The organism is Segetibacter koreensis DSM 18137 (assembly GCF_000374045.1).
Lineage (GTDB): Bacteria > Bacteroidota > Bacteroidia > Chitinophagales > Chitinophagaceae > Segetibacter > Segetibacter koreensis.
The window spans coordinates 134,692-152,832 of sequence record NZ_KB893318.1 but is presented as its reverse complement, the minus strand read 5'-3'; the positions used below and the strand labels follow the sequence as shown (position 1 = coordinate 152,832).

The 18,141-nt window shown below is 37.0% G+C and carries 18 protein-coding genes; 8 read left to right on the top strand and 10 right to left on the bottom strand.

The genetic code is table 11. From position 1 onward, the window contains the following. Positions 1–35: 35 nt before the first annotated feature. Positions 36–1,169 carry a 5-(carboxyamino)imidazole ribonucleotide synthase gene (locus tag B154_RS0106765; protein WP_018612802.1) on the top strand — a complete coding sequence of 378 codons (1,134 nt, stop codon included), beginning with the start codon at positions 36–38 and terminating at the stop codon, positions 1,167–1,169. Positions 1,170–1,286: 117 nt separating this feature from the next. After that, positions 1,287–1,820 (top strand): 5-(carboxyamino)imidazole ribonucleotide mutase, encoded by a 534-nt coding sequence (gene purE, locus B154_RS0106760; RefSeq protein ID WP_018612800.1) that lies wholly within the window; start codon positions 1,287–1,289, stop codon positions 1,818–1,820. A gap of 26 nt (positions 1,821–1,846) precedes the next feature. Here the strand turns inward: purE and bshC are convergent, their stop codons facing one another. From bshC to B154_RS0106745, 3 genes are all read right to left on the bottom strand, one after another. Then, positions 1,847–3,454 (bottom strand): bacillithiol biosynthesis cysteine-adding enzyme BshC, encoded by a 1,608-nt coding sequence (bshC, locus tag B154_RS0106755; protein ID WP_018612798.1) that lies wholly within the window; start codon positions 3,452–3,454, stop codon positions 1,847–1,849. Positions 3,455–3,577: 123 nt separating this feature from the next. Beyond that, positions 3,578–4,927: a 30S ribosomal protein S12 methylthiotransferase RimO gene (gene rimO, locus B154_RS0106750; RefSeq protein ID WP_018612796.1), complete on the bottom strand. Its 1,350-nt coding sequence runs from the start codon at positions 4,925–4,927 to the stop codon at positions 3,578–3,580. 62 nt (positions 4,928–4,989) lie between these two features. After that, complete coding sequence (locus B154_RS0106745; protein WP_018612794.1) at positions 4,990–5,238, bottom strand: hypothetical protein; 249 nt, start codon at positions 5,236–5,238, stop codon at positions 4,990–4,992. Positions 5,239–5,548: 310 nt separating this feature from the next. On the opposite strand from B154_RS0106745, the gene B154_RS0106740 reads away from it, so the two are divergent. Both B154_RS0106740 and B154_RS0106735 read left to right on the top strand, forming a co-directional pair. After that, complete coding sequence (locus B154_RS0106740) at positions 5,549–6,292, top strand: nucleotidyltransferase (protein ID WP_018612792.1); 744 nt, start codon at positions 5,549–5,551, stop codon at positions 6,290–6,292. 3 nt (positions 6,293–6,295) lie between these two features. Next, positions 6,296–7,033: a metallophosphoesterase family protein gene (locus B154_RS0106735; RefSeq protein WP_018612790.1), complete on the top strand. Its 738-nt coding sequence runs from the start codon at positions 6,296–6,298 to the stop codon at positions 7,031–7,033. Between the two features lie 129 nt (positions 7,034–7,162). Here the strand turns inward: B154_RS0106735 and B154_RS0106730 are convergent, their stop codons facing one another. Both B154_RS0106730 and trhO read right to left on the bottom strand, forming a co-directional pair. Beyond that, a complete protein-coding gene (locus B154_RS0106730; protein ID WP_018612788.1) occupies positions 7,163–7,744 on the bottom strand; it encodes an RNA polymerase sigma factor in 582 nt (193 codons plus the stop codon). Positions 7,745–8,115: 371 nt separating this feature from the next. After that, complete coding sequence (gene trhO / locus B154_RS0106725) at positions 8,116–9,180, bottom strand: oxygen-dependent tRNA uridine(34) hydroxylase TrhO (protein ID WP_018612786.1); 1,065 nt, start codon at positions 9,178–9,180, stop codon at positions 8,116–8,118. Between the two features lie 339 nt (positions 9,181–9,519). Here trhO and B154_RS31285 point away from each other — a divergent pair, with 339 nt between their 5' ends. Continuing rightward, positions 9,520–9,819 carry a hypothetical protein gene (locus B154_RS31285; protein WP_071595262.1) on the top strand — a complete coding sequence of 100 codons (300 nt, stop codon included), beginning with the start codon at positions 9,520–9,522 and terminating at the stop codon, positions 9,817–9,819. A 215-nt stretch (positions 9,820–10,034) separates the two neighbouring features. On the opposite strand, the gene B154_RS0106710 is transcribed toward B154_RS31285, so the two are convergent. Further along, positions 10,035–10,412, bottom strand: a complete 378-nt coding sequence (locus B154_RS0106710) for a hypothetical protein (RefSeq protein WP_018612780.1) — start codon at positions 10,410–10,412, stop codon at positions 10,035–10,037. A gap of 8 nt (positions 10,413–10,420) precedes the next feature. After that, entirely contained in the window at positions 10,421–12,883 is a 2,463-nt protein-coding gene (locus tag B154_RS0106705; protein WP_018612778.1) for a penicillin acylase family protein, read from the bottom strand. A 378-nt stretch (positions 12,884–13,261) separates the two neighbouring features. Between B154_RS0106705 and B154_RS0106700 the strand changes: the two genes are divergently transcribed. Next, complete coding sequence (locus B154_RS0106700) at positions 13,262–13,876, top strand: MiaE family protein (RefSeq protein WP_245542562.1); 615 nt, start codon at positions 13,262–13,264, stop codon at positions 13,874–13,876. Positions 13,877–14,098: 222 nt separating this feature from the next. Here the strand turns inward: B154_RS0106700 and B154_RS27855 are convergent, their stop codons facing one another. The 3 genes from B154_RS27855 to rplU form a co-directional block, all read right to left on the bottom strand. Beyond that, on the bottom strand, positions 14,099–14,386 hold the full coding sequence (locus tag B154_RS27855; RefSeq protein WP_018612773.1) for a hypothetical protein: 288 nt from the start codon (positions 14,384–14,386) through the stop codon (positions 14,099–14,101). 71 nt (positions 14,387–14,457) lie between these two features. Then, a complete protein-coding gene (gene rpmA / locus B154_RS0106685; protein ID WP_018612771.1) occupies positions 14,458–14,724 on the bottom strand; it encodes a 50S ribosomal protein L27 in 267 nt (88 codons plus the stop codon). Between the two features lie 93 nt (positions 14,725–14,817). After that, positions 14,818–15,123: a 50S ribosomal protein L21 gene (gene rplU / locus B154_RS0106680; protein WP_018612768.1), complete on the bottom strand. Its 306-nt coding sequence runs from the start codon at positions 15,121–15,123 to the stop codon at positions 14,818–14,820. Positions 15,124–15,314: 191 nt separating this feature from the next. Between rplU and B154_RS0106675 the strand changes: the two genes are divergently transcribed. Both B154_RS0106675 and B154_RS0106670 read left to right on the top strand, forming a co-directional pair. Continuing rightward, positions 15,315–16,808, top strand: coding sequence for a GH3 auxin-responsive promoter family protein (locus B154_RS0106675; protein ID WP_018612766.1), 1,494 nt, complete (start codon positions 15,315–15,317; stop codon positions 16,806–16,808). A gap of 153 nt (positions 16,809–16,961) precedes the next feature. Continuing rightward, positions 16,962–18,119, top strand: a complete 1,158-nt coding sequence (locus B154_RS0106670; protein ID WP_018612764.1) for a 1-deoxy-D-xylulose-5-phosphate reductoisomerase — start codon at positions 16,962–16,964, stop codon at positions 18,117–18,119. Positions 18,120–18,141 lie beyond the last annotated feature (22 nt).

The following is an 18,141-nucleotide window of genomic DNA, read 5'->3' as shown; positions in this document are numbered from 1 at the left end:
CGGAATGGTAACTTCGCCGACATATTTTGATAACAATGAAAGTAGGGATTCTTGGAGGTGGCCAGCTTGGAAGGATGTTATTGCAGTCTGCTGCAAATTACCCTGTTGAAACATTTGTGATGGAAAACGATGCAAATTGTCCTTCGGCTCATCTGTGTCATCATTTTGTACAGGGAAACATTCGCGATTTTGATTCGGTATATCATTTTGGAAAAAACCTTGATGCCCTTACTATAGAAATTGAGGCCGTCAATGTAGAGGCCCTCGAAAAATTAGAAAGCGAAGGAGTAAAAGTGTTTCCAAACAGCGCGGCTATTAAAATAATTAAGAATAAAATTTTACAAAAGCAGTTTTATAGCGCATATAAAATACCCTCTCCGGAATATATAGTAACGCAAAATGTAAGTCAACTTAATGAGCATCTTTCTTTTTTACCCGCTGTTCATAAAATTGGTATGGGTGGTTACGATGGTCGTGGCGTACAATTGCTTCGTAAGTCAGAAGACTTTTCAAAAGGATTTGATGCTCCTTCCGTACTTGAAAAGATGGTAGATATTAAGAAAGAAATCGCATTGATGGTTGCAATGAACGAAAAAGGGGAAACGACCATTTATCCCTCGGCCGAAATGCTTTTTGACCCGGTTTTAAACCTTCTCGATTTCCAGATCAGCCCTGCAGACTTACCCGAGCAAACCTTGTGGAAGGCAGAAGCTATTGCCTTAAGAGTGGTAAAAGAATTAAAAAGCGCGGGCATTTTCGCTGTCGAAATGTTCGTAGACCAAAACAATGAAGTATGGGTAAATGAAACAGCGCCACGCGTGCACAACAGCGGTCATCACACAATTGAAGGTAATTATTGTAGCCAGTTCGACATGCTATGGCGTGTCATTCTCGGTTACCCCCTTGGCAATACCGACCCAATTCTTCCCTCGGCTATTGTAAATGTTTTAGGTGCAGAAAATTTTAGCGGAAAGGCGGTGTACAAAGGATTGAAGGACGTGCTGAAAATTGATAATGTATTTGTGCATTTATATGGAAAACAAGACACAAAACCCGGGCGTAAAATGGGACATGTAACTATTTTAAGCAATGAAAGGCAGGAACTGATTCACCAGGCGATGAAGATTAAGAAGTTGCTGACCGTGGAGAGCGAAAACGCAAACGGATAAAGGGAAGATATTTGGAGTTACCAGCATTAGAACTTCATTGATCCGTCGTTGCGTCGCACTCTTGCGCACAGTTATCATTATTGAACTTTTTTCAAAAAATTTGTCAATTAGAAAAATATGGCTGAACAACGAATGAAACCTCTGGTTGGAATAATCATGGGCAGCGACAGTGATTTGCCCGTGATGAAACCCGCGGCCGACATTTTAAGAGATTTTGAAATAGAATTTGAATTAACTGTTGTATCAGCCCACCGCACTCCTCTTAGAATGGTAGATTATGCAAAGTCAGCAAAGGAACGGGGCCTTAAAGTCATAATCGCCGGAGCTGGCGGCGCTGCACATCTTCCCGGTATGGTTGCAGCCATCACTCCACTTCCTGTCATTGGTGTACCCGTAAAATCATCAAATAGTATCGATGGGTGGGATTCAATTTTATCTATTCTTCAAATGCCAAATGGTGTTCCTGTAGCCACGGTTGCATTAAACGCTTCAAAAAATGCGGGAATACTTGCCGCAAAAATGATCGCACTTAGCGATGAGCAATTATCAGGAAAAATAACTGCTTTTATGCAAACGCAGGAAAAAGCTGTGCAGGAAAAAATAAAGTTGCTTTCAGACGAAGGCTGGCCCAACAGTTTTGATGTAAAATAGAACAAAAGTTATTCTCTGCTCTCCACTTAAGCGTTAGAGTTAAGATGTACAATTCCAAACTGTTGTTCTACACTTAAAGATGCCTCGAAAATGTCAGTCAACCATTTTTTACCGTATATAACAAAGAATGGTGAAAAGTTATCTGTTCGTTCCTGTAAGCCATTGCCAGGAAACAACTGTTGTCTTAGTTTATCTATCTGCCTTTGTTGAGCTTCGAATTTTCGTTTTTCAGATCTCAGCATTTTCTTTTCTAAAGCATCAATTTTCTCTAATGCCTTAACATGTAATGCTTTAGTATGTTCAGCAAGTGTTATATCTATTTTGGCAGTTACTTCCTTAATATTTTTATAGAAGCTATTCAGCTCTTTCTTTTCATTAGTTAACGAAAGCTGCAAATGGGTTTCTCTTTTTACCAAAGCATTGATTAATTGTTCTGATGGTTTAAACAAATCAATAATTTCAAACCCAAGTTTTTTACATGCCTCCTCTTGTAACGGATTGATCAAAAGAAATGAATTTCTTACAATCAGCATAGGAAAAGGTACGCCACATGCTTCAAATACGCTTTTTAGTTCAAGCCAATATGCGACCTCGCCTCCTCCACCTATAAAGGCAATATTTGGTAATATTGTTTCCTGGAAAACGCCCCGCAAAATAACATTTGCACTAAATCGCTCCGGATGTTCTTCCACTTCCTTAAGCATTTCCTCTTCTTTCCATGATAAACCTAAACCTTCCGCCTTAAATCTTCCGCCTTCTTTTTCTATTCGTTCCCTACGGGTTTCTGTAAGGTAAAATAAATTTATTTCTCGTCCGCTTGCCTGTACTTTATAATGTTCGTTTAATTGCTCACCTGTTTTTTCAACTAAAGAGTGTGAAAATTGTTCAATCAGTTCTTTTTTAACAATGGAATTGAAAGTTTTTTTCAACGCTGCATTATCAGGTATCACCACCAGCAATCCAAAATCTTTAAACAATTCATTTACCAGCTGCATTGTTGCCTGCTGTATAGTTACTCCTTCTTTATAGGCTGTTCTTAAAAGTTCAACAAGTTCCTTACCGTGTTTTTCAATTTCCAGCTCTCCTGCTATTCTGTCAATAAGCTTCACAAGGCCCTTATCAACTTTCATTCTTCCAACTGCGCCGGTTTGTTTTGTTTGCCACTCAAGTTTCTCTCCATTCAAAAATATATGCCCCAGTTCATCAATATCTGCATCTTCACTACCCATATAATAAACCGGAACAAAATTGCTGTCAGCAATTTCATTCTTTAAAACCTCTGCAAGTTTTACAGTATGTAATATTTTATAAATGAAGTAGAGGTGGCCGGCAAAGATATTGGGCTGGTGGGCCGTGCAGATAGTAAATGTATTTTCCTGCAAAAGAAGTTGCAGATTTTCCTCCTGTGTCTTGGTTAAAGATAGGCTTTCGTATTGCTTTCTTAATTCTTCGACAAGAACGCTCCGTGGAGTTTCAAATTGCTTTCTCGCTTCAATGGAAGCCTTAATTCCTTCAATTGATACAGGATATTTATAAAAAGGCCTTAATTTTTCATCACCTTTCACATAATCAATCATCATCTTAGAAAAATACCCAGTGCTTTCGTAACTTATATATTCGCAGTTAGTCTCCATTAAAATTAATTGGTGCGCAAGTTAAGGTATGATTTATAACATGAATTGAAACGATTAAAAGGATTTCACGGATAAAATTAATCAGAAGAACTTCATCCTTTATCGTTATCTGCTTTTGACTTCCTACACTACCTCACCTTCCAAATCATAATCGTATGCTTTTGTAATTTTTACATTTACAAACTCCCCTATCGATAAACGCCTTGCTGTATTTATAACAACTTCGTTATCTACTTCCACACTGTCAAATTCAGTTCGGCCAAGATACCGTCCCGCTTCTTTTTTATCAATCAGGACTTTAAATGTTTTACCTACTTTTTCCTGGTTTTTTTCAAGACTAATCTCCTGTTGCATTTCCATTATTTCCTGGGCACGACGCTCTTTTTCTTCAGCAGGAATGTCATCAATTAAATCATAAGCACTGGTATTCTCTTCATGACTATACGTAAAAATACCGACGCGGTCAAAACGTGTTTCCAGCAAAAAACCTTTTAATTCTTCAACATCTGCCTCGGTTTCCCCGGGAAAACCTGTTATCAGAGTAGTGCGCAAACAAATACCGGGAACCCGTTCTCGAATTTGATGAACCAACTCCGTCATTTCCTCTCTTGTAATTTGCCTGCGCATTGCTTTCAGCATGTTATTACTTGCATGCTGCAAAGGCATATCAATATATTTACAGATATTATCACGTTCTCTTATTACATCCAAAATCTCTAATGGAAATTTGCTCGGGTATGCATAATGTAACCGAATCCACTCCAGGCCTTTCACGTCTGCTAAAGCATGTAACAAGCGCGGCAATTCTCTTTTTTTATACAGGTCTAAACCGTAGTAGGTAAGTTCCTGAGCAATCAGCATAATTTCCTTTACACCACGTTTTACAAGGTTCTCAGCCTCAGCAACCAATTGTTCAATAGGTCTGCTTACATGTTTTCCGCGCATAAGCGGAATAGCACAAAACGAACATGTACGGTTGCAACCTTCACTTATTTTAAGATAAGCATAGTGCGATGGGGTACTTAATAATCGCTCACCAACCAGTTCTGCTTTATAATCAATATCAAACCTTTTCAAAATCAGCGGCATTTCCATTGTGCCAAAAAAAGCATCCACCTCTGGTATCTCCTCTTCAAGATTGCTTTTATAGCGTTCGCTAAGACAACCGGTCACATATACTTTATCCAGCTTGCCTTTCTTTTTAAGATTAACCTGGTCAAGAATCGTATTAATACTTTCTTCCTTAGCCTTATCAATAAAGCCACAAGTATTTACAATAACAATATTATGGTCACGTTTTGCACTTTCATGAACTACATCAACTTCGTTGGCCTTCAGCTGGCCGCTAAGTACTTCACTATCAACCATATTTTTGCTGCAACCCAGCGTAATAATATTGACTTTATCTTTTTTAAGTGTTCTTACTTTCATAACAGGCTGCAAAGGTAATAAGAATGAATTCCTACTATGCATTTTAACCTTTTGTTTCCCATTTAAAAAAAATATAGTTCGTGAAGATTCAAAAGAAGCACAAATTAAAACGATCGCTTTTTTTTCCCTGGCCGCAGTATGGAAATCAACAAAATAGCCAATACACACAAACCAATAATCCATATAACAGCGGATGCCATAGAACTGCTGTGGTCCGGGTTATTGCTATTTGCAGCAATTGCCTGTCCTTGCTGCTGTGCAGCAGCAGCAAAAACCGCCATTACTGAGGCGACCGTTAATAGTGCTTTATGCACATGGCTTACTCTTTTACAACTATTTTTCCTGGCTCGCATAATATTGGTTTGAAGAAGACAAATTATTTAAAAAGTATGCCACAGCCAGTATGGTTCAAATTTGTTTCTATCTACAAAAAACACAAGAATAGTAGAATTCTGTACAAAAAGATGAACGAAATGCGACTAAACGAAGATTAACCAGGGAACAAATGGCTAGTCCTGAAAATAGCATAAAAAAAACAATTCATTTCTAAATCCGTCTGTAAAGGAATTTGTGTAATGTCTTATTAGCTTACCCGCTGGCACGTTCTTTTATTCTTCCTAACAATTTAACATTTAACTCAAATTTGATAGCTAATCCATTTTTATGATTGAAACTGAAGAACAGAGGAAAGAAGCGCAAGAATTTTACAGGGAAGCGCTTGAATTGCTGGATGAAAGCGGAGCGAAGTATATGTTAGGAGGTGCTTTTGCTATGTTTCATTATACGGGAATTTACCGTGATACAAAAGATCTGGATGTTTTTTGTAAATCAACAGAGTATCCTAAAATACTAAAGTATTTTGGCGAAAAAGGCTACCGGACAGAATTAACCGATGTTCGCTGGCTTGCTAAAGTTTTTAAAGGAGATTATTTTATTGATATCATTTTCGATACCGTCAATAATATTTGCAGGGTTGACGAAACCTGGTATGAAAGATCAATTGCATGTGAATTTGTAGGAAGGCCGGTAAGAATGATACCGCCTGAAGAATTGATTTGGTGCAAGTTATACGTGCAAAACCGGGAAAGGTTTGACGGAGCAGACGTAAATCATATTATGCTCAAATACGGTCACAAACTAGACTGGAAGCACCTGCTTTTTCGTATGGACCAGCATTGGCATTTATTGCTGGCGCAAATAATTATGTTCCAGTTTGTTTATCCTTCAGATTACCGCGATATTCTTCCCAAATGGCTTTTTGTAGAATTGATGTACCGGGCAAACGAACAGTATGATTTACCACCTTCACTTGAAAAAGTGTGTCGCGGGCCAGTCATTGACCAGATACAATATGCAACAGATATAAAGGAATGGGACTATAAAGTTTCGACAATTAAAACCACCTAATGTATGGAAGAGACGAAAAAAACGAGGATAGCAGCAGTTGCCGATATTCATGTAAAAGAAAGTGACAAAGGGAAATGGGTAAATTGTTTTAAAGAGGCATCTAAACAAGCTGACGTAATGCTTATTTGCGGAGACCTCACAGATACAGGAGACGAAGCGGAAGCTCAAATATTGGCGGAAGAGTTAAAGGCATGTACGATTCCTGTTGTAGGTGTCTTAGGAAATCACGATTACGAAAAAGGCCGGCATAAACTGATCAGGCAAATTGTTCAAAATGAAAACGTGCACATTTTAAATGGCGAATCCATTGTCATTGCCAATATTGGTTTTGCCGGTGTAAAAGGATTTGGCGGTGGTTTTGACAATCACATGCTATCGATGTTCGGCGAAGGTGCCATGAAGGCTTTTGTGCAGGAAGCGGTAGATGAAGCATTGCATTTAGACAGAGCACTTGCGCGACTGGATGCGGAGTATGCGAACATAAAAAAAATAGCTGTACTACATTATTCACCTATCAAAGCAACCGTAGTAGGCGAACCTGAGCCTATTTTTCCTTTTCTTGGATGCTCAAGACTGGCAGAGCCATTAACAAGAAGGCAAGTTGTTGCTGCATTTCACGGGCATGCGCATGTTGGTACTTTAGAGGGTGAAGCTGCTGGTGGGGTAAAAGTTTTTAATGTAGCAAAGCCTATACTTGTGAAAGCGGGTTATACTTTGCCCTTTTATATGTTTGAGGTATAAAAGATTATAGTTGGATATTTACGTTTGATGATCGCATTTTGAAATTTCCCGCCACTCTTTTAAATACTAAAAGCCTTCACATACGAAGGCTTTTAGTATTTAAAATATTTCTACTGAAAGCTTTACATATTATAAAGCAATTTGTTTTTCAGTCATTATTTTTCGCATGTTTAAAAGACCATATCTCATACGACCCAACGCGGTATTAAGAGTGCAATTTGTTATTTCCGAAATTTGCTTGAAACTGAAGTCAGCATAATGGCGTAAAACAATTACTTCTCTTTGGTCTTCAGGTAGCATGTTGAGTATCTGCCGTACCCCTTCGTGACTTTGTGATTGCGTTATTTTTTTATCGGCATTGTCTTCCACAATATTTATCATGTCAAAAATATCACAATCATCACCGGTTGTAATCGTTGGCGTACGATTTATCTTTCTAAAATGATCTACGCAGAGATTGTGTCCTATACGCATGGCCCATGGTAAAAACTTCCCCTCTTCGTTGTAGCGTTTACTGCGCAGGGTGTCAATAATTTTGATAAATACGTCCTGGAATAAATCCTCGGCAAGATACCTGTCCTTGACAAGAAGATGAATAGAGGTGAAAATTTTGTCTTTGTATCGCTCTATCAAAACTTCCAGCGCTTTGTTGTTGCCTTCCTGAAATAGATGCACTAATTGATTGTCGGTAGCAGAATTAAGTGTTTTCATAGTTATTACGGGTTTTACAAAAAAATGGATACAGTAAGGTGAATTAAAATTTTTTATGTTATCTGGAACAACCAGGGAACTACCTTTTTTCGATTGTTTTCAGTAACATGAAGCGAAGTACGTCAATAATTAAGGTTGTAAATAATTGTTAAAGGTAAAAGGATAGCCCAAAAAGACACATTCCCATAATGAGAGGATAAATTAATATTGGAATGACTGATGATTATAGGAATAGAAGCAGCTTAAACTGCAAAAACTTGTTGATGCAACGGGAAAAAGGATAAACTAAAAAACCTCTTAACTAAAAGAGGTTTTTTGTTGAGTATAAAAAAGGTTTAGATATTTAAGTAATACCGGCCGCAAATATAAGGTCAGGCACCAGAATCCAAAGAAGTGACTTTCTTTTCATTTAGCCTTGGTCTTAATCTCTGTTTCGATTTATTAAATATCATTATGCCATTTTGTTTTCCTTCTCGTAATTTTTTTTGCTCTTCCAAAGGAAGGTTGTAAATGGTTTGGCATTCGGAGGTGCAACAACCATCATATTTTGCAGCGCATTTATCGCACTGTATAAACAGAAGGTGGCATGAGTCATTTTTGCAATTGGTATGTGCGTCGCACGGTTCACCACATTGGTGACACTTTGAAATAACATCTTCAGTAATTCTCTCGCCTAACCTGTCATCGAAAACAAAATTTTTACCTATAAACTTGCTTTCTAAATTACTCTTTTCAACTTCTTTAGCATAGTTTATTATTCCACCTTCTAAATGAAAAACATTATTAAAACCATTATGAAGCATATACGCGCTTGCTTTTTCACACCGTATGCCCCCGGTACAATACATAATAATGTTTTTGTCCTTTTTATCTTTCAACATATCTACAGCCATGGGTAGTTGCTCCCTAAAAGTATCGCTTGATACTTCTATCGCGTTTACAAAATGTCCCACTTCATATTCATAATGGTTGCGCATGTCAACAACAACGGTATTGGGATCCTGCATCAATTCGTTCATCCGAGCTGCATTCACATATTTACCCTTTCTCTCCATACTAAAATGTGGATCTTCAATGCCGTCAGCAACTATTTTTTCCCGCACTTTAATTTTCAGAACCCAAAAAGATTTACCGTCATCATCTACTGCAATGTTTAGTCTAATGCCACTTAAAAATGAATAAGAGTACAAAAACTCTTTAAATGCTTCATATTGTGAAGATGGTACACTTACTTGCGCATTGATGCCTTCCTTAGCCACATAAATACGACCAAAGACATGAAGAGGATTCATTCCTTTATACAATTCATCTCTAAATTCCTTGGGGTCGTTTATGGGGTGATATTTGTAAAAGCTGATTGTGGTTCTGGCCTCAGTTTCCTGGTACAACCGTTCTTTTAACTCTTTCTGAGAAACCCTATTATGCAGTACAGGCATATTTTATATTTTAGTACATCCTTCTTTATCCTTCACGTTTTGGCAGACAGGGACAAAGCAAACCAGGTTACTGTAGAACCTGTTAAAAGCAAAATTACATTGTAAATATCAAAAACTGTTCCCCCCCATATTTTCCTTTTAAAAAGTTTAAGAGAGATTTTAATGATTCTGCAAATCATTTTTTTACAAAAAAATTGTCCTCCTAATTTACAGGTAAGGCGTACAAAAATTATAAGAATTTTATTATGAAATGTGAAAAATTACAATAGAAATATAATAGAGATAGGGAAATTCAGATTATGATTTACTTTCACTTTTTTTAGACCTAATCAGTTTACTGTGGACAATAATAAATCTGCTCATATATTAAATACTTCGTCGAACCTGCTTGGTCTTTGTTTTATTGTTTTGACCTCTTTGCAGGTCTTAAAATTGAAACAAACATCATTAATAGACGAGTTTACAGCTATAGCCACCGTATCTTTTATGGCAAGTAGTCTTTTATCATTTTTATCGATTAGAAGCAGTGACCAAAAGCTTAGTGAAAAATATGAAAACATTGCTGATTTCATTTTTATGACCGGGCTCTTTGATTTATTCATTACTACTATGGTAATAACCTTTAATATTATAAAATAATTATTTAAAGATAAGTCTTCATTACAGGTAAGTTGAGTTCGAAACATGTATCAATAAGATGAAGTAAAGAAAAGATAGATAAGCCTCCCCTACAGTTTATTGAAGGTTTAAAAAAGTAAAATAGAGAAATTGTAGCACAAGTGAGTGACACAACGATGCAGAAAGGAGTTATACTGTTGGCACCAAAATCATTTTGCGAATTAAGCTCTTTATACTCAAACTTTATAAACAATTTTCTTTCGTACCGCTACAGGCGGAGTTCTTAAAAAACTTCCGGTTAATGCGGCAAGCCCCGCAATAATTCCACCGACTAATGCAGTGAAAAGTATTATAGCTATATACGAGCCTCCCAATGGTAATATTTGAGCAACTTTTGTAGAAAGCAAATGGCCATTTTTTGTGTCGATTAACGCTGCTTGTCCGCCCCATAAAAAGAACAAGGCTAAAAAGCCACATATAAATGCTTTAAATCTTGATTGTGGAATAAGTGCTGCAACAATAAAGGCAGCTACGGCGATAATCCACCAGGGAAAAAATAAAGCCCACGAAAAACTTAATAAAGCGGTAAGAATGAATGCTATAAAAAACTTCATAAATTAATTTAATCTTTTGAAAAAGTTATTTTCCACTTTATATCATTGCTGCCTTTAGCTGCATCGTGGTTTAAAAACAATAAAGGATAATACTTTCCACTTGCCCAGGTATCAATAAAATTATCGTAATATTTACTGCCGGGATTTCCGCTTTGCCCTCCGGCATATACTCCGTAAGCTTCCGTATTCTTTGTTAACTGCACTATCATGCGCCATGTAGGACCATGATCTGCTTTTGTAGCATTTATAATATTTTCTCCTCCCCCTATAGGTAAATGCAACCTGCTAAGCGATGATAGCTTCAGCAAATGTCTTATGCCTGTATCTTTAAATTTCCCCCACGCGAGTTGTTGTTTATCATCGCGGGTTTTTAATTGTTGGTAAGCTGACTTGTATGCTTTTAAAACAATGTCTTTTACATTTTCAACCTGCGGAGTAGTTACGTCATCAACAAATTTATAGGCACTGTCTTTTAGCAATCCTTCCAGTAAGGTACTTTCTTCAGGCCACTTTACCGGTAAATCAGTTTTTGAAAATTCATCTTTAAAAACTGCATTTTCCAACTCATCCCACCAGAGTTGAAAAATAGTAGGACCTTGTTCATTTATATCGTTTCTTAAATTCCAGTTTTTTAATTTAAATACATATACTTTTTCAGCAGCCGTCAGCTTGTTCATATCAAGATATTTAAGCAAAACAGGACGGGCCATTGCTGCAAAAATATTGTAATTATCGGTCTGCATTCGCTCCATATCTTCAACCGTTATATTGTTCATCGAACTTAGCATACGATTTATAATAAGACCCCTGTAAATGCCGGCTGAGGCTCCAAGATAATAAGGATAAGTTGTATCTGCAGCCAACTGGTTGGCACTACTGACAAAGCCAAGTGCAGGATTATATACGGTGGGATTTTCTTTAGAAGGAATAAATCCTTTCCACATATAACTGCTGTCAGTTCCCTGCATCAAAAAGTCTCCCTGCCTTCTCCATTTTGCCGGAAACTGACCTTGTTGACGGATGGCTATGTTACCACTTTTACTGGCAAATAAAAAATTTTGACCAGGGGTTTGAAAGGTCGAAATCGCCCTGATGTAATCAACAAAATTGTGCGCATGATTTATTTTGTTGAAAGCGAGTAACTCATTACTTGGGTCATGCGCTTTCCACCTTACGGCGTAGTACTTATTATCTTTCAAAACGTCAGGATACGATCTATCGTACATAACAGGACCGAACAGTGTCATTGCAATTCTTTCAGTTACGTCAGGCTTTCCTTTTACCTTAATCGTTTCATTTCTAAAAGTAGTTTTTAGCCATTTTCCGTTAAACCTATACTCGTTCATTGTACTGTCACGAAAATGAATTTCATAATAATCTTTCACATCTCTTCCTGCATTTGTTAACCCCCAGGCTATACTATCATTAAAACCAATAATTATAGAAGGTGACCCGGGAAAACTGACTCCATAAGCATTAAAGGTGGGCGTAGAAATCTGCATCTCATACCAAAGTGAAGGAAGATTTAAACCAAGATGCGGATCGTTACAAAGAATAGGAGCTCCGCTCCTGGTCTTGCTTCCTGACACTGCCCAGTTGTTGCTACCGTTACTTTTATCAGGTTGTAAAACAAAAGGTTTTTGTGTCGAATCAGGAAAATTATAATAAAGCGAATCTGCAGTTAAAGGCATCTTAGGGTGAAGACTTGGGCGCATAAACGGAGTGCCTTTGGGAACAATTGGGTCTAAACTGTCTTCAGAAGTGGGATATAATTTTTCAATATCAGCAGGCGAAAAAATATTTTTGGCATTCGTCATTTCAAAATCATCATCTTTGCCTGTAAGGTCATACGCCATGTATTTTAAAAATAACTGCGTCTTTAAATCTGTCCATTTTTCAGGTTGGTAATTAAGCAGCTTGTATTCAAGTGGATACTGATTGGGCTTTAACGATGATATGTACGCGTTTACACCTGCAGTATAGGCTTTTGTCTCACGTCTTGTTACAGAGTCTTCTTTTAGTTTTTTTAAAGATTGTTCTGCGCCGTATACCATTCCTAACCGCCTGAAGTACCTGTCTATTTTCAAAAAATCTGTTCCACCTCTCGTCTCTCCCATAATTTCACTTAATCTTCCCGCCGCTGCATGTGTTTGAAACTCCATTTGCCAAAGCCGGAACTTTGCATGCAGGTAACCTTGTACAAAATATGCGTCCCGTTCTTTTTCAGCATAAATGTGTGGCACTAGTCTTTCGTCAAAATATACATCAACCTTGCCGCTGAGGTATTGATAATTAAGTTTGTCATTGAAGTTATAATCCAAAGGTTCGGCATTTTGCCAAAATCCGTGCTGTGGACTTAGAAATGAACCAATTGGTGGAGTTTTATCTTCGGCTATGGTTAGGGGTACATTTAAAATAACAATTAAACCAATTGTTATCATTGCACAAATAATAAAAGGAACGATTCTCATAAATAGTCAATTGTTGCTCAAAGTACATTTTTTAACAGAGCAGCCATTCATCCGGTTTACTAAGCTTATTTTGTAAGTTGTTTTTCATAATAATTGGAAATGCACTATTATACTATTCCTAAAAAGGAATCTTTACTTTGGGTAGAAGACGCATAAAAAACCATTCTTTTACTTCCGTCATTTGTTTTTCACAACGTTTACAAATGTGCCTTAAAAAAGGGCAAAAAATAACTATTAATATTTTAGCACATCATTCAACAATAAATATCCGCCAACTCCTCTGTTCTTAACTGATATTTGTAACAAAAATAGCAAAGCATATTTATCTGGTTACAGCTTTTAGTTATTTTGATTTTTTTTAATGAACCTATAATAAAGATGATGGAATTGGTGTCGGATTATCAAAAAAACATTTTAGGATTACAGCTTCCAACTGATCCACGATGGGTTGATCTTGCCCATATTTCCCTGGAGGAAATTTTGACGGATCATGCTTACTGCGAACAAAAGGCTGCTACAAGTTGCATTTCCCTTATTCAACGTTATCCTGATAAAGAAAAACTGGTTACTGAGCTGGCCCCTATAGTTACAGAAGAATGGGGACATTTTCGTCTTGTTTTAGCGGAATTGAAAAAGAGAAACCTGAAGCTTGGCAAACAGCGAAAAGATGAATATGTAAATAAACTGATCAACTTTCAAAAAAAAGGTGGCAGCGATGAAGAAAGATTTCTCGATAAATTATTAATTTTTGCTCTCATTGAAGCCAGGAGCTGTGAAAGATTTAAGAGGTTGAGCGAGGGGTTAAAAGATAATTATTTAAGTAATTTTTACAGGCGATTTATGGAAAGTGAAGCAGGACATTATTCTTTGTTTATTGATCTTGCTGAAACTTATATTGAAAAGAATATTGTAAGGATGCGCTGGCAACAATGGCTTGAATATGAATCACAGGTAATGAAAGAACTTGAAGTCAGAGGCGACAGAATTCACTAATAAATTCTTTCAGATTTACATGCAAACGAAATGCAGTGCAAACTTTTAAAAAGCATGCAAACAAAACAGGAAATAAAGTTTTGGCAATCGCTGACGTAATATGTAGAGTAATGAAAAAAAGAAATAAAATGAAAACGCTTTAAAGCATCAGTAATAAAAAAATTAAATTAAAAAGTCCCAGATATCACATCCGGGACTTTAGTTATGTGGAGTGCTAAAAATCTAATCGTTGGATTTTTTAGCAGCAGCCTTTTTTGCGGCAGCCTTTTTAGGCGCGGCTGCTTTCTTAGCAGCAACAGCGGCTTTCTTAGGTGCAGCAGCGGCTTTTTTTGGAGCAGCAGCTTTCTTAGGAGCAGCAGCGGCTTTTTTTGGAGCAGCAGCCTTCTTAGGAGCAGCAGCGGCTTTTTTCGGAGCAGCAGCTTTCTTAGGTGCAGCAGCGGCTTTTTTTGCGGCGGCTTTTTTTGGAGCAGCAGCCTTCTTAGGAGCAGCGGCTTTTTTTGCAGTTGCCATTGTTAGTAAATTTTAATGGTTAGTAAATATTCATTAAAATTAGAAACTAAATTTCAACTGCCAAAAATTAATTAAGCCTCCTGTTGTACCGGAACGATTGAAACAGTATTTCTATCGTTTCTTCCTTTTTTAAATTCTACCAGTCCGTCAGTTAATGCAAACAGTGTGAAATCTTTTCCCACACCTATATTTTTACCAGGATGGTATTGCGTACCACGTTGGCGAAGAATAATATTTCCTGCAACTGCTGATTGACCACCAAATATTTTTACACCTAAACGCTTGCTTTGTGAGTCGCGGCCGTTCTTTACCGAGCCTTCACCTTTTTTATGAGCCATAATACTTTAATTTATAAATTTCGCGAATTAGAGATTTCAGATATTGAAAGAAGTTAAAAGTAACTTTAAACGTCACATCATTCATCCTACAATTTACGCAATACTTTGAATTTTAATTTGAGTATACTGTGTTCTGTGACCTTTCTTTTTACGAAAACCTTTTCTTCTTTTCATTTTAAAAGCGATTACTTTATCACCTTTAATAAGATCACTGACAATTTCGGCGGTTACTTTTGCTGCAACGCCTTCACCCGTAGAAAGATTTCCATTGTCGTCAGTCAACAGTACATCACTGAACTCAACTTGATCTCCGGTATTACCTTGCAGGTGAGGTACGTACAAACTTTGTCCGGCTTGTACTCTAAATTGTTGTCCTGCGATTTTAACTACTGCAAACATAACTTTCTAAAAATTAGGAGCGCAAAGGTAATGATTTAGATTTCATAAAATAAAACAATAGTAAAAAATATGGAAAAAACATACAAAGTATAAGTTTCATTAACATTATCTCTACTTAAAATTAGCAAAAACAAGAATTATACCTTTAGGTTTTTATACTTTTGTTTCCCTTTCTTCACAAGCTTACTACTATGAGTGTAAAGTCGCTGTTGGCAAAACCATTTGCATTATTGGTGCATAATAAAATAAAAAAAGGAGCACAGACAGCGGTTGCTGACCAGGAAGCTATTTTTAAAACCTTATTAAAAAAGGCAGTCGGTACACAGTTTGGAATAGATCACTCCTTTGACAAAATTGAATCATATGACGATTTTAAGAGGTTAGTGCCAATAAGAGATTATGAACAATTAAAAGATTATATCGAAAAAATAAAACAAGGCAAGCCAAACATTTTATGGAAAGGAAAGCCTGTTTATTTTGCAAAAACGAGTGGCACGACAAGTGGCGTCAAATACATTCCAATAACGAAAGACTCTATATCTAACCATATAGACACTGCAAGAAATGCATTATTGTGTTATATGGCAGTCAGTGGCAACTATTCTTTTGTAAATGGAAAACTTATTTTTTTAAGTGGATCTCCGGTTTTAGAAGAAATAAACGGAATAGCAACAGGCAGGTTAAGTGGTATTGTAAACCATCATGTGCCGGCGTATCTGCGAACAAATCAACTTCCCACTTATGAAACCAATTGCATTGAAGACTGGGAAACCAAGCTTGACAAAATTGTAGAGGAAACGATTAATGAGGACATGACTCTTATCAGTGGAATTCCTCCCTGGGTACAAATGTATTTTGACAGGCTTACGGAAAGAACTGGGAAAAAGATAAAAGACATTTTTCCGAATTTTTCTGTTATGGTTCAGGGAGGTGTAAATTTTGAACCCTATCGTACAAAGCTGCTTGACAGCATTGGAAAGCAAATAGACACCATTGAACTTTTTCCTGCATCAGAAGGTTTCTTTGCTTTCCAGGATAATTACAAGGAACCAGGATTGTTATTAAATACTAATTCAGGCATTTTTTATGAATTTATTCCTGCCGCCGAAATCTTTAATGATAACCCCACCCGTTTGTCGCTTAAAGATGTAAAGGTTGGAGAAAACTATGCATTAATTATTAGTAATAATGCAGGATTATGGGCTTATAACATTGGTGATACGATAAAGTTTATCAGTACAAATCCTTATAAAATTATTGTAAGTGGCAGAATCAAACATTTTATTTCCGCGTTTGGTGAGCACGTAATTGCCGAAGAAGTAGAATATGCTTTATTGAAAGCAGCAAACGAAGAAGGTGCTAAAATTGTTGAGTTTACTGTAGCGCCAATGATAAGCCAAACCAAAGGAAAAAGTTATCACGAATGGTTTGTTGAATTTGAAAATCCGCCAAAAGACGTACTGTCATTTTCTAAAAAAGTAGATGAAAATCTTCGCAGCAAAAATGTTTATTACGATGATCTTATTACGGGCAACATTCTTGAGCGGTTAAAAATTTCACCGGTAAGAAAAAATGGTTTTATTGATTATATGAAAAGTATAGGAAAACTTGGCGGACAAAACAAAGTTCCAAGGTTAAGTAATGACAGAAAACTGGCAGATGAATTGAAACCTTTTATTGCTTAATGGATGTAATCCCTTTTTTGATTTTCTTAGCCAATCAGCTTTAGAATAGGAACTGAAAGTTGTACCAGACTGGGTAATTTAACTTTCACAATTTATCGAAAATATTAAAATTGAATATTCCTCTATCTTTACCGCCCCTATTGTATAAATTTTATGTCTCAAAAAAGAATAGCAATATTTGGCTCAACAGGTTCCATTGGCACACAGGCCCTGGAAGTAATTGAAGCCAATACCGATAAATTTTCTGCAGAAGTACTTACTGCTCAAACCAATGAGGAACTGCTTATTCAGCAGGCGCTTAAGTTTAAGCCAAACGTTGTGGTAATTGGGGATGAAAAGAAATACACCAAAGTAAAAGAGGCGCTGTCGCGCACAGATATAAAGGTTTTTGCGGGAGAAAATGCCTTATTACAGGTGGCAGCCATGGATTGTTACGATCTTATGCTTGCCGCAATAGTTGGGTACGCCGGCCTCAAACCTACTTTAGAAGCTTTAGACAATGGTAAAGCAGTTGCGCTTGCAAATAAAGAAACGCTTGTTGTTGCCGGCGATATTGTAATGAAAAAAGCCCTGGAAAAAAGAGTGCCTGTAATACCTGTTGACAGCGAACACTCTGCTATATTTCAGTGTCTTGTCGGGGAAACCAGGAACCGGATTGAGAAGGTAATACTTACTGCAAGCGGCGGACCTTTTCGGGGGAAAAAACCAAATTTTCTTGTTAATGTAAAACGCGACCATGCGCTGCAGCATCCTAATTGGACGATGGGCGCCAAGATAACTATAGACAGCGCAACATTAATGAACAAAGGTCTGGAAATGATTGAGGCAAAGTGGTTGTTCAATCTAAAACCAGAGCAGATACAGGTTGTCATCCACCCACAAAGTATCATTCATAGCATGGTGCAGTTCGAAGATGGAAGTATAAAAGCCCAGATGGGATTGCCAGATATGAAGTTACCTATACAATATTCGCTTGGCTTTCCTAACCGCATACCTACCAATTCTCCCCGTTTAAATTTTAAGACTTACTCAACTCTTACTTTCGAAGAGCCGGACCTTAAAACTTTTAGAAACCTTGGCCTTGCAATGGAAGCTTTAAACAAAGGCGGAAATATGCCAAGCATTTTAAACGCAGCCAATGAAATAGCAGTTTATGCATTTCTTCGCAACCGTATCGGGTTTTTAGATATGACAGAAGTTGTAGAGCAAACGATGACTAAAATTACTTATATAGAATCGCCCACACTTGAAGAGTATTTTGAAAGCGACGGTGAAGCCCGTAGTTTTGCGGCTTCTTTAATTCAATTGTAGTACAATTTTATAGAGTTATAAG

Bases quoted from the DNA above. Each gene is read 5' to 3' on its own strand.
- B154_RS0106670 (WP_018612764.1), top strand. From the start codon at position 16,962: ATGTCTCAAAAAAGAATAGCAATATTTGGCTCAACAGGTTCCATTGGC.
- trhO (WP_018612786.1), bottom strand. From the start codon at position 9,180: ATGCCTGTACTGCATAATAGGGTTTCTCAGAAAGAGTTAAAAGAACGG.
- B154_RS27855 (WP_018612773.1), bottom strand. From the start codon at position 14,386: ATGGCAACTGCAAAAAAAGCCGCTGCTCCTAAGAAGGCTGCTGCTCCA.
- rplU (WP_018612768.1), bottom strand. From the start codon at position 15,123: ATGTTTGCAGTAGTTAAAATCGCAGGACAACAATTTAGAGTACAAGCC.
- B154_RS0106700 (WP_245542562.1), top strand. From the start codon at position 13,262: ATGATGGAATTGGTGTCGGATTATCAAAAAAACATTTTAGGATTACAG.
- B154_RS0106675 (WP_018612766.1), top strand. From the start codon at position 15,315: ATGAGTGTAAAGTCGCTGTTGGCAAAACCATTTGCATTATTGGTGCAT.
- purE (WP_018612800.1), top strand. From the start codon at position 1,287: ATGGCTGAACAACGAATGAAACCTCTGGTTGGAATAATCATGGGCAGC.
- rpmA (WP_018612771.1), bottom strand. From the start codon at position 14,724: ATGGCTCATAAAAAAGGTGAAGGCTCGGTAAAGAACGGCCGCGACTCA.
- B154_RS0106740 (WP_018612792.1), top strand. From the start codon at position 5,549: ATGATTGAAACTGAAGAACAGAGGAAAGAAGCGCAAGAATTTTACAGG.
- B154_RS0106705 (WP_018612778.1), bottom strand. From the start codon at position 12,883: ATGAGAATCGTTCCTTTTATTATTTGTGCAATGATAACAATTGGTTTA.
- B154_RS0106745 (WP_018612794.1), bottom strand. From the start codon at position 5,238: ATGCGAGCCAGGAAAAATAGTTGTAAAAGAGTAAGCCATGTGCATAAA.
- B154_RS0106730 (WP_018612788.1), bottom strand. From the start codon at position 7,744: ATGAAAACACTTAATTCTGCTACCGACAATCAATTAGTGCATCTATTT.
- B154_RS0106735 (WP_018612790.1), top strand. From the start codon at position 6,296: ATGGAAGAGACGAAAAAAACGAGGATAGCAGCAGTTGCCGATATTCAT.
- B154_RS0106710 (WP_018612780.1), bottom strand. From the start codon at position 10,412: ATGAAGTTTTTTATAGCATTCATTCTTACCGCTTTATTAAGTTTTTCG.
- bshC (WP_018612798.1), bottom strand. From the start codon at position 3,454: ATGGAGACTAACTGCGAATATATAAGTTACGAAAGCACTGGGTATTTT.
- rimO (WP_018612796.1), bottom strand. From the start codon at position 4,927: ATGCATAGTAGGAATTCATTCTTATTACCTTTGCAGCCTGTTATGAAA.
- B154_RS0106765 (WP_018612802.1), top strand. From the start codon at position 36: ATGAAAGTAGGGATTCTTGGAGGTGGCCAGCTTGGAAGGATGTTATTG.